Genomic DNA, 9,978 nt, shown 5'->3' with positions numbered 1-9,978 from the left:
AATGCGGTGTATCAGTCGACACATTGGTTGACTGATACACCGCTTTCGCGAGCAAGCCCGCTCCCACATTTGTTTGGTGTAACGACATCAAAATTCGCCACTACTCTGACGTCAAACTTCACACAATGACCATTCGGCGCCTGCTGGTTCTATCTGGCTTGCGCAGCGGACTTTTCTTCTATTCTCAGCTCAAGGATATCGACAGTATCACTGGATCGAGCCAGTCCTCCCGTGGGGGCTGAATACCGGCTTCACCGAGGGTCGCCGCCATGTCGCGCAACCTCTGCCTCACCCGTCAATGCCTGGGTCTTGTGACCCGCATCGAATGCGCCATCAAGCCGTTGGCCGGCGATAACGGCATGTGGACGCTACTCTTCGCTGCCGGTATGGCCGGCGAACAACCTTCTGCCATCAAAGCCCAGGGGCCGTTTCACGGGCCGATCGCGGCCGAGTCGATTCTCGACACCATCGTTGAGAGCCTGACGCTGCACGGCTACGAACTGGCCGACGATCCGCAAATCTGGAGCCTGCACCTGCAAGCCCAGCTGCGCCAAATCAACGGCGGCCGCAGCCGCGCCCTGTAGGAGCTGCCGCAGGCTGCGATCTTTTGATCCTGTTCCTCAAGGCGCCGCGTCGGACGTCTGCGCCTTGTCGAGTTTGACCTCAAAACCATATTGCACGGTGGCGAGGTCGGTGCGCTGATAGGTTTCCACGTGAGTCGGGCGACCATAAAAATAATGCACGCCGACTAACGCCGGGCCTTCTGCACTGGCGTCGTGACTGACCGATAGAATTTCCTTCAAATAATTGCCGCTGTCGTCTTTGACGAAGTAGCGATATTCGTTGGCCGGAAACAATTTCAGATCCACCAGCAGCGTGTTGTTCTTGATCTCCAGCCCTTTGGGCAACGATTTTTCGTCGTAGGCCTGCTTGGCCACAGTCGCCAAAAACAGCGGCATCGAACCGACGGCAATCGCCGGGGTTTCCGGAAACAGATTCAAATCGTAAGTAATCGTCGCGCGCAACGGATCGACCTGGTACGCCTCGGGCGGCAGTTCGATCGGCTCGTCGAGTTTGCCGTTGTGCTTCTCGGTAAAGAACGTCACCGGGCTTTCGCCGGGGTTGAAATCGTCACCGAGCAATTCATCGTTGAACGTGCGGCGGTGGGAGAACTCGATGCGTGCGGCGCTCGGTTCTTCGACGGATTGATGGATGCGCACACCGGCCTTCAATTGCTCTTCGGTCAGGCTCGCGCCCTTGAGCCAGCTCACCGTCTGATCGTCGTAAACCGTCACCGGCAGATCCAGCGGCTGAATGGCTTTTTCCGTGGTGTGCTGTTTGAAGGCGCGGATCGGCAAGTCCAGCGCTTTACGCGATACGGTCACCGAAGAGAAATCCAGCACACTGACTTCCAGGGTTTCGATCGGGCCGTTGAAGTAGACCTTGTTGTAGCGCTTTGGATGTTTTTCCTCGAACGCCTGTTGCTCGGCAGTGAGCTGCTTGTCCAGCGCATCGCTCCAGGCTTTCTGCTGTTGCAGGTTCGTCAGTTGTTTTTCGTAGAACGCCACTTGCTCCGGGCTTTCGTTGATCGAGCCGGCACGCACCAGGTATTGACCGCTGGCATCGCGGGCCTGAACGATCATCGGATTGAGCTGCGCCTCAGCCACTTCCGGGGCCAATGGCTGACTGTTACTGAATTCGACTTCGGCGGAATTCTTTTCAAGCTTCAGCAGTTTCACGCTGAGGTTGTCGTTGGTGCGGGTCTGGCCAACGTCTTTCTGCGTCAGATCGAAGCTGTACAGGCGACGCGGCGCGATGACTTCGAGCTTGCCTTGCAGGCTGACCGGTTGCGGCAGGCTCTTCTTGTCGACGTTCAGACCGTCGATGAACGGGTAGGTCACGGTCAGGTCATCGGGATTGGTGACGTTGGAGCTGGATGGGCTAAGCTGAATGCCCGGATCGGTTTCCGACCATTCCGGCTGGTAGCCGATGACGCGTTTGTTACTCAGCGTGACCGACTGCCACTCCACACCATGAGGAAAAAGGAAGCCGCCGGGAATATTGAGGTTGAAAGGGAACACCGGTTGCAGGTCGGTGAGGTAGTCGGAGCTGGAATCCTTGTGCAGCACAAACAGGCCATTGATAAAGGTGTCGACCAATGCCTGCGGGGTCGGGTAGTGCTTGAGCACGCCGAGGGCGTCTTCGCCGTATTCGGTTTTCGCCGGGTTGCTGTCGAGTTTCTGTTTTGCGCGCTGGAGCAACAGCAATGAGCCGCCGAGTTCGCTGACGGCGTCCTTGAGTTTCGGATCGGTGATGGTGTCCAGTGACTGTTCGAACTTGGCGGTTTTCTCTTCAAGGCTTGTCGCGTGCTTCTCATCACCGGGCGAGCAACCGCTCATCAGCAGCGCGAAGCAAATTCCGGCAGTTGTTATCGGCAATCGCACATCCATTTCCACGCATCCTGTCCAACGTCACTGGGCTTTCATAGGTTTGGACACTAGCAGAAATTCTTTGTCATACGTGCGCAAACGGCGGATTCAGGACGGTTTCTGGCGGTCATGACGGACTGGTATACTCGCCGCCATTTCCAGCCCCCAGTGTGAGATTCAATGGAACGCTTTATCGAAAACGCAATGTACGCCACGCGCTGGCTGCTGGCGCCGATCTACATCGGCTTGTCCCTCGGTCTGCTCGCGTTGGCACTGAAATTCTTCCAGGAAATCGTCCATATCCTGCCCAACGTGTTTGCGATGGCCGAGTCGGATCTGATTCTGGTACTGCTATCGCTGATCGACATGGCGCTGGTCGGCGGCCTGTTGGTGATGGTGATGATTTCCGGGTACGAGAACTTCGTCTCGCAACTGGACATCGACGAGGGCAAGGAAAAGCTCAGCTGGCTGGGCACCATGGACTCGTCTTCGCTGAAGATGAAAGTCGCGGCGTCGATCGTGGCGATCTCTTCGATCCACTTGCTGCGCATCTTCATGGACGCCAAGAACGTCGATCCCGAGCACCTGATGTGGTACGTGATCATTCACATGACCTTCGTGATCTCGGCCTTCGCCATGGGTTACCTGGACAAGCTCACCAAGCACTGATCGTTTGTTGAACGCTGCAAAACACCGCCCGTCTGTTGCGAAACAGACGGGCGGTGTCGTTTGTGGCTTGTGCTTTGGGGCGCGCGGGCATATCCCTGTAGACGTCCTGATTCGCCACCGCGAGAGGTGCGCACATGAACCTGCAAGAGTTGAATGCGTTTGCCATTGCCAGGAAGGTCGATGAGCTGAATCTGATCTCCATGGAGGGCGGGATTTATCTGCTCGAAGCGCGCATGCATGGCGCGGCGTATCCGCTGAGTGATCCCAAGGGCAACATGCTGACGCTGCGTTCGGTGGAGCATGCGCGGGATTTGCTGCATGCCTTTCCGGTGCTGCCGTTCAACCTCGTACACACCTCGGTACATGATGAAATGTGTGGCCTGGGCGCCAGTGGCGAGGAAAGTCTGAAGGTACCGCTGGCCTGGCGTTCCGCCCTGTAGGCGCTGCGTCCCATCGCCGAAGCATCTGTGCTAGTCTGCTCGCCCTTTTGGTTCCGGGCGCGCCGGGACGCGCTGTGCACGCACGGCAAGTCTTGTGGCCGTCCGCACAGCGGAGCAGTGTCATGTCCGAAGTAAATCTGTCCACCGACGAAACCCGCGTCAGCTACGGTATCGGCCGTCAGCTGGGTGACCAGCTGCGCAACAACCCGCCACCGGGCGTTAGCCTGGACGCAATCCTGGCCGGTCTGACCGACGCTTTCGCCGGTAAGGAAAGCCGTGTTGGTCAGGAAGAAATGTCCGCCAGCTTCAAGGTTATCCGCGAAATCATGCAAGCCGAAGCGGCTGCCAAAGCTGAAGCCGCTGCTGGCGAAGGTCTGGCATTCCTGGCTGAAAACGCCAAGCGTGACGGCATCACCACTCTGGCTTCCGGCCTGCAATTCGAAGTGCTGACTCAGGGCGAAGGCGCCAAGCCAACCCGTGAAGACCAGGTGCGTACTCACTACCACGGCACGCTGATCGACGGCACTGTGTTCGACAGCTCCTACGAGCGCGGCCAGCCAGCAGAATTCCCGGTTGGCGGCGTGATCGCCGGCTGGACCGAAGCCCTGCAACTGATGAATGCCGGCAGCAAATGGCGTCTGTACGTGCCGAGCGAACTGGCTTACGGCGCGCAAGGCGTTGGTAGCATCCCGCCGCACAGCGTTCTGGTATTCGACGTCGAGCTGCTGGACGTTCTGTAATCCCGTGACCTTGTAGGAGCAAGCTCTGCTCCTACAGGGTTTGTGGCGTGTTTCATATTTCGATCTTGTGATGCAGTTCATGGGTCGGACGCAACGCCCGGGCATAGCAGAACAGGAACAGATTGCGCACCAGCTCCTTCAGTACCATCGGCTCGCTGGAACTCAGGCTGCTGACATCCAGATCCCCTTGATCCTGCAGCTCATGCAAGGCTTCCTCTTCAAGCACCGCACAGACCTCGCCGGTTTCCCGATGGAGGATTCTGAGGTAAGGATGTGGGCGATCCAGCCAGGCGTCGATCAAATAAGTCATGGTTCTCATCTCCATTGAAGGTGTTTGATGAGAATAATTCTTATTATCGAAATAGCAAGCGCCTATTGGCGGATTCTGATTTTTTCCGGGTAAAGATTGCGTAAGGTCAAAACGGCTGGCGTTTGGCTATTGCGTGGATTTATTGAGGTACGGCGGGGGAGGGTGAAGCTCCATCCCACGGCTGGCGCGGGATGGATGACAGCGCAATCAGACTTTTCTGACGAACTCGGATTTGAGTTTCATCGGGCCGATGCCGTCGATCTTGCAGTCGATGTCGTGGTCGCCATCGCACAGACGGATGTTCTTGACCTTGGTGCCGACCTTGACCACCAGCGAGGTGCCCTTGACCTTCAGATCCTTGATCACGGTGATGGTGTCGCCGTCCTGCAGGACGTTGCCGACCGAATCTTTCTTTACGGTGTCATCGGCGGCCACTTCGGCTTCGCCACTGGCGGACCACTCGTGGGCGCACTCCGGGCACACCAGTTGGGTACCGTCTTCGTAGGTGTATTCGGAATTGCATTTCGGGCAGGGTGGCAACGTGCTCACTAAGGCTCCTTGGGAGGGATCGCTAAAAGTCGCACATTGTATAGGGTTTTAGCTGTTCAGGCAGTCAAAAGCAAAAATCGCAGCCCCGGCAACCCCTGTAGGAGCTGCCGAAGGCTGCGATCTTTTGATCTTGCTACAGCGATCTCAGTGAGTGCGGGCGACCGCAAACTCACTCAATTCAACCAGTGCATCCCGATATTCGCTGGCCGGCAGCGCTTCGAGGCACTTGATCGCACGGGCCACGTAATCGCGGGCCAGTTGCGCGGTGTACTCCAGCGAACCGGAGGCTTCCACGGCAATGCGGATGCTTTCCAGGTCTTCGATCCCGCCTTTCTGAATCGCCTGACGCACCAGTGCAGCCTGTTCCGGCGTGCCTTCGCGCATGGTGTAGATCAGCGGCAGGGTCGGCTTGCCTTCGGCCAGATCGTCACCGACGTTCTTGCCAAGAGTTTCCGCGTCGCCCTTGTAGTCGAGCAGGTCGTCGACCAGTTGGAACGCCACACCGAGGTGATCGCCGAAAGTGCGCAGGGCTTCGCTCTGCTCAGCTGTGGCACCGGCCAGCGCCGCAGCACTGTGCGTCGAAGCCTCGAAAAGCATCGCGGTTTTGCCGCGGATGACTTCCATGTAGGTTTCTTCGGTGGTGCTGGCGTCGCGAACCTTGGACAGCTGCAACACTTCGCCTTCAGCGATGATGCGCGTGGCCTGGGACAGGATCTTCATCACCGGCATCGAACCCAGTTCGACCATCATTTCGAACGAGCGCGAGTACAGGAAGTCGCCGACCAGCACGCTCGGAGCGTTGCCCCACATGGCGTTGGCGGTCGAGCGGCCACGGCGCATGCCGGACATGTCGACAACGTCGTCATGCAGCAGGGTCGCGGTGTGCAGGAATTCGATGGTGGCGGCGAGCAGACGCATGTCGTCGCCTTCGCGACCCAATGCCTTGCCACACAGCAACACTAATAAAGGACGCAGGCGTTTACCGCCGGCCGAGGTGATGTAATCGCCGATTTTCGATACCAGCGGTACTCGGGAAGTCAGCTGCTTCTTGATGATGCCGTCGACGGCGTTAAAATCGTCCGCCACCGCGCGGTAGAAAGCTTGGGGTTGCATCAGAGACAGTTGCTCCAGAAGGGTTGCGCGGCATGCTAGGACCCCCACCCGGACCTGTCAAGGCGCGATGGACGGCCTCTTGCAACACTTCAACAGCTTGCGTACAATCGCGCACCCTGAACTTCCTGGGCAGCACCTGCCTTACGCAATTGCAATCAGGCCTTCCAGCCTTATGCAGCCATGCCAGCCAATACCTCTTCTTATAAAGAGCTGGGTGAGCAGGATTATCGGAGAAATACCATGTCGTACGCAGTAATTGTTACTGGTGGCAAGCAATACAAAGTCGCCCCAGGTGAATACCTGAAGATCGAAAAACTGGAAATCGCTACCGGCGAATCCGTTACTTTTGATCGCGTTCTGTTGGTCGCCAATGGCGATGACGTGAACATCGGCGCTCCAGTTGTTGCTGGCGCTACCGTTGTGGCTGAAGTGATCTCCCAAGGTCGTCACGATAAAGTCCGCATCATCAAGTTCCGTCGTCGTAAGCACCACATGAAGCGTATGGGCCACCGCCAGTGGTACACCGAGATCAAAATCACCGGTATTCAGGCTTAATTTCAGCCTAATTCCTCACTAGGAGAATTGACTCATGGCACACAAAAAAGCTGGTGGTAGTACCCGTAACGGTCGCGACTCAGAAGCCAAACGCCTTGGCGTTAAGATGTATGGCGGCCAGAAAATCATTCCGGGCAACATCATCGTGCGTCAGCGCGGCACCCAATTCCACGCTGGCTACGGCGTTGGCATGGGTAAAGATCACACCCTCTTCGCGAAAATCGAAGGCGTGATCAAGTTTGAAGTAAAGGGCGCGTTCAACCGCCGTTACGTGAGCGTTGTCGCAGCTTAATTGCGCAATCGCTGGAAAAGCCCTGTCTCGCGACGGGGCTTTTTCGTTTGTGGGGTGAGTCTCTTGCAAAACTGTTTGTATGGGCTGTCGGCGTGCGATGCAGGTCGTGTTTTGGGGTCGCTGCGCTCATTTTTGCAAGAGTCTTATGTCTTGATTGTTTTTCGGCTCGTCCGTACGGCGAGAGGCGTTGGTTATGAAGTTTGTTGATGAAGTATCGATTCGCGTAAAGGCCGGTGACGGTGGCAATGGTGCCATGAGTTTCCGTCGGGAAAAATTCATCGAAAACGGTGGCCCGAACGGTGGTGATGGCGGTGACGGCGGTTCCATCTACATGATGGCTGACGAAAACCTCAACACCCTGGTCGACTACCGTTACACCCGGCACTTCGATGCCGAGCGCGGTTCCAACGGTGGCAGCACTGACTGCACCGGCAAGAAGGGCGAAGACCTGATCCTGCGTGTGCCAGTCGGCACCACAGTGATCGACTCCGCCACTCAGGAAGTCATCGGCGACCTGACCAAGGCTGGTCAGAAGTTGATGGTTGTGCAGGGCGGCTGGCACGGTCTGGGCAACACCCGTTTCAAATCCAGTACCAACCGTGCGCCGCGTCAAACCACGCCGGGTAAGCCGGGTGAGCAGCGCGACCTGAAACTGGAAATGAAAGTACTGGCCGACGTTGGCCTGCTGGGCTTGCCGAACGCCGGTAAAAGTACTTTTATCCGTTCGGTATCGGCGGCCAAGCCGAAAGTCGCCGACTACCCGTTCACCACGCTGGTGCCAAACCTCGGTGTGGTCAGCGTCGATCGCTGGAAGAGCTTCGTCGTTGCGGACATTCCGGGTCTGATCGAAGGCGCTTCTGATGGTGCCGGTCTGGGTATTCGCTTCCTCAAGCACTTGGCGCGTACGCGTCTGCTGCTGCATCTCGTCGACATGGCGCCGCTGGATGACGCCAGCGCTCCGGACGCGGCAGAAGTGATCGTCAACGAGCTGATCAAGTTCAGCCCGTCCCTGGCCGAGCGTGATCGCTGGCTGGTGCTGAACAAGTGCGACCAGATCCTTGAAGAAGAGCACGAAGAGCGCGTCAAGGAGATCGTTGGTCGTCTGGAATGGACTGGCCCGGTTTACGTGATTTCGGCTATCGCCAAGATCGGTACCGAGCGTCTGTGCCACGACATCATGCGTTACATGGAAGATCGTGCTGATCGCCTTGCTGCCGATCCGGCTTACAAGGAAGAGCTGGCCGACCTCGATCAACGCATCGAAGACGAAGCCCGCGCCCAGTTGCAGGCGCTGGACGACAAGCGTGCCCTGCGCCGCAGCGGCGTGAAGTCGGTTCACGACATCGGCGACGATGATTGGGACGAAGAAGATGTAGATGACGAAGACGGTCCGGAAATCATTTACGTGCGTGACTGATCCGTTGCGATAAACTTGAACGCCGCTCAATCGAGCGGCGTTTTAGTATCTGGAAATCGATCGTTGGTAAGGCATAGCCACGAATAACGTCACGGGCAGCGCTGGGTCGCGCTGCCCTCAAGCTAAGGTTGAAGATGATGCGGAGCAAGGTGACAGGTGCGCAGCGTTGGGTCGTGAAGATCGGCAGCGCTTTGCTGACAGCAGATGGCAAAGGGCTGGATCGCGCGGCTATGAGTGTCTGGGTTGAGCAAATGGTGGCGCTGCATGAAGCGGGTGTCGAGCTGGTGCTGGTGTCCTCCGGGGCAGTGGCGGCAGGTATGAGCCGTTTGGGCTGGACCGCGCGACCCAGCGCGATGCACGAGCTCCAGGCGGCCGCCGCGATCGGTCAGATGGGTTTGGTGCAGGCGTGGGAATCAAGCTTCGCCGAGCATGGCCGGCACACGGCGCAAATTCTCCTGACTCACGACGACTTGTCCGACCGCAAGCGCTACCTCAATGCCCGTAGCACCTTGCGCGCGCTGGTCGAGCTGAAAGTCATTCCGGTCATCAACGAAAACGACACCGTTGTGACTGACGAGATCCGTTTTGGCGACAACGACACGCTGGCGGCGCTGGTGGCCAACCTGGTCGAAGCGGATCTGCTGGTGATCCTTACCGACCGCGACGGCATGTTCGACGCCGATCCGCGCAACAATCCGGATGCGCAGTTGATCTACGAAGCGCGCGCCGATGATCCGAGTCTCGATGCGGTCGCCGGCGGTACCGGTGGTGCGTTGGGGCGTGGCGGCATGCAGACCAAGCTGCGTGCGGCGCGTCTGGCTGCGCGCTCCGGTGCACACACGATCATTGTTGGTGGGCGTCTCGAGCGCGTGCTTGATCGCCTGAAAGCGGGCGAGCGCATCGGCACCTTGCTGTCGCCTGAGCGCGGCATGCTCGCGGCGCGTAAACAGTGGCTAGCCGGCCATCTGCAAACGCGCGGTACCCTGGTGCTGGACGATGGTGCGGTGTCGGCGCTGTCCAAAGGCAACAAAAGCCTGCTGCCGGTCGGCGTGAAACTGGTGCAGGGTAGCTTCCGTCGCGGTGAGATGGTGGTGTGCGTGGCGCCGGACGGTCGTGAGATCGCTCGTGGCCTGGCCAACTACAGCGCGCTGGAAGCACAAAAAATCATCGGTCAGTCGTCGGATGCGATTGTCGGTTTGCTCGGTTACATGGCGGAGCCAGAACTGGTTCACCGTGACAACCTGATCCTGGTGTAAGGAAAACTCGATGCGTTTAGCAAAAGGATTGTTGGGCCTGCTGATGGCGATGCCATTGCTGGCCTCGGCCGAGGAAATCGGTCAGGTGTCGACAGTGTTCAAATTCGTCGGCCCGAACGACCGGATCGTGGTCGAAGCGTTTGATGATCCGAAGGTCGAAGGCGTGACCTGCTACCTGTCGCGCGCCAAGACGGGCGGGGTGAAGGGT

13 protein-coding genes are annotated in these 9,978 nt (G+C 58.0%); 9 read left to right on the top strand and 4 right to left on the bottom strand.

Annotation, left to right across the window (positions count from 1 at the left end; translation table 11 throughout):
* The first annotated feature begins 269 nt into the window (after positions 1 to 269).
* Positions 270 to 584 carry a hypothetical protein gene (locus GVL50_RS27875; RefSeq protein WP_053123993.1) on the top strand — a complete coding sequence of 105 codons (315 nt, stop codon included), beginning with the start codon at positions 270 to 272 and terminating at the stop codon, positions 582 to 584.
* A gap of 36 nt (positions 585 to 620) precedes the next feature.
* Here the strand turns inward: GVL50_RS27875 and GVL50_RS27870 are convergent, their stop codons facing one another.
* Positions 621 to 2,450 carry a hypothetical protein gene (locus GVL50_RS27870; RefSeq protein ID WP_159815773.1) on the bottom strand — a complete coding sequence of 610 codons (1,830 nt, stop codon included), beginning with the start codon at positions 2,448 to 2,450 and terminating at the stop codon, positions 621 to 623.
* A gap of 159 nt (positions 2,451 to 2,609) precedes the next feature.
* On the opposite strand from GVL50_RS27870, the gene GVL50_RS27865 reads away from it, so the two are divergent.
* The 3 genes from GVL50_RS27865 (at position 2,610) to GVL50_RS27855 (ending at position 4,278) form a co-directional block, all read left to right on the top strand.
* A complete protein-coding gene (locus GVL50_RS27865) occupies positions 2,610 to 3,098 on the top strand; it encodes a TIGR00645 family protein (RefSeq protein ID WP_053123989.1) in 489 nt (162 codons plus the stop codon).
* 134 nt (positions 3,099 to 3,232) lie between these two features.
* Complete coding sequence (locus GVL50_RS27860; protein WP_053123987.1) at positions 3,233 to 3,538, top strand: DUF6482 family protein; 306 nt, start codon at positions 3,233 to 3,235, stop codon at positions 3,536 to 3,538.
* A gap of 122 nt (positions 3,539 to 3,660) precedes the next feature.
* Complete coding sequence (locus GVL50_RS27855; RefSeq protein ID WP_159815772.1) at positions 3,661 to 4,278, top strand: FKBP-type peptidyl-prolyl cis-trans isomerase; 618 nt, start codon at positions 3,661 to 3,663, stop codon at positions 4,276 to 4,278.
* Between the two features lie 52 nt (positions 4,279 to 4,330).
* Here the strand turns inward: GVL50_RS27855 and GVL50_RS27850 are convergent, their stop codons facing one another.
* The 3 genes from GVL50_RS27850 to GVL50_RS27840 form a co-directional block, all read right to left on the bottom strand.
* The gene (locus GVL50_RS27850) at positions 4,331 to 4,588 is read right to left on the bottom strand and encodes a hypothetical protein (RefSeq protein WP_053123985.1); all 258 of its coding nucleotides are present in this window, start codon (positions 4,586 to 4,588) and stop codon (positions 4,331 to 4,333) included.
* Between the two features lie 207 nt (positions 4,589 to 4,795).
* The gene (locus tag GVL50_RS27845) at positions 4,796 to 5,137 is read right to left on the bottom strand and encodes a zinc ribbon domain-containing protein YjdM (RefSeq protein ID WP_008078556.1); all 342 of its coding nucleotides are present in this window, start codon (positions 5,135 to 5,137) and stop codon (positions 4,796 to 4,798) included.
* Between the two features lie 144 nt (positions 5,138 to 5,281).
* The gene (locus GVL50_RS27840) at positions 5,282 to 6,250 is read right to left on the bottom strand and encodes a polyprenyl synthetase family protein (RefSeq protein WP_053123982.1); all 969 of its coding nucleotides are present in this window, start codon (positions 6,248 to 6,250) and stop codon (positions 5,282 to 5,284) included.
* A 240-nt stretch (positions 6,251 to 6,490) separates the two neighbouring features.
* Between GVL50_RS27840 and rplU the strand changes: the two genes are divergently transcribed.
* From rplU to GVL50_RS27815, 5 genes are all read left to right on the top strand, one after another.
* Positions 6,491 to 6,805 carry a 50S ribosomal protein L21 gene (gene rplU / locus GVL50_RS27835; RefSeq protein ID WP_003176051.1) on the top strand — a complete coding sequence of 105 codons (315 nt, stop codon included), beginning with the start codon at positions 6,491 to 6,493 and terminating at the stop codon, positions 6,803 to 6,805.
* Positions 6,806 to 6,839: 34 nt separating this feature from the next.
* Positions 6,840 to 7,097 (top strand): 50S ribosomal protein L27, encoded by a 258-nt coding sequence (gene rpmA / locus GVL50_RS27830; RefSeq protein ID WP_003176049.1) that lies wholly within the window; start codon positions 6,840 to 6,842, stop codon positions 7,095 to 7,097.
* A 193-nt stretch (positions 7,098 to 7,290) separates the two neighbouring features.
* Positions 7,291 to 8,514, top strand: coding sequence for an Obg family GTPase CgtA (gene cgtA, locus GVL50_RS27825; RefSeq protein ID WP_159815771.1), 1,224 nt, complete (start codon positions 7,291 to 7,293; stop codon positions 8,512 to 8,514).
* A gap of 137 nt (positions 8,515 to 8,651) precedes the next feature.
* Complete coding sequence (proB, locus tag GVL50_RS27820; protein WP_053123978.1) at positions 8,652 to 9,770, top strand: glutamate 5-kinase; 1,119 nt, start codon at positions 8,652 to 8,654, stop codon at positions 9,768 to 9,770.
* A 10-nt stretch (positions 9,771 to 9,780) separates the two neighbouring features.
* Positions 9,781 to 9,978: CreA family protein (locus GVL50_RS27815; RefSeq protein WP_178124228.1), on the top strand; the 198-nt coding region annotated here is incomplete at its 3' end.

The organism is Pseudomonas sp. 18058 (assembly GCF_902706155.1).
GTDB classification, from domain to species: Bacteria; Pseudomonadota; Gammaproteobacteria; order Pseudomonadales; family Pseudomonadaceae; genus Aquipseudomonas; species Aquipseudomonas rustica.
Note: the sequence above shows the minus strand (reverse complement) of the source record. Positions and strands in the feature narration are given on the sequence as shown.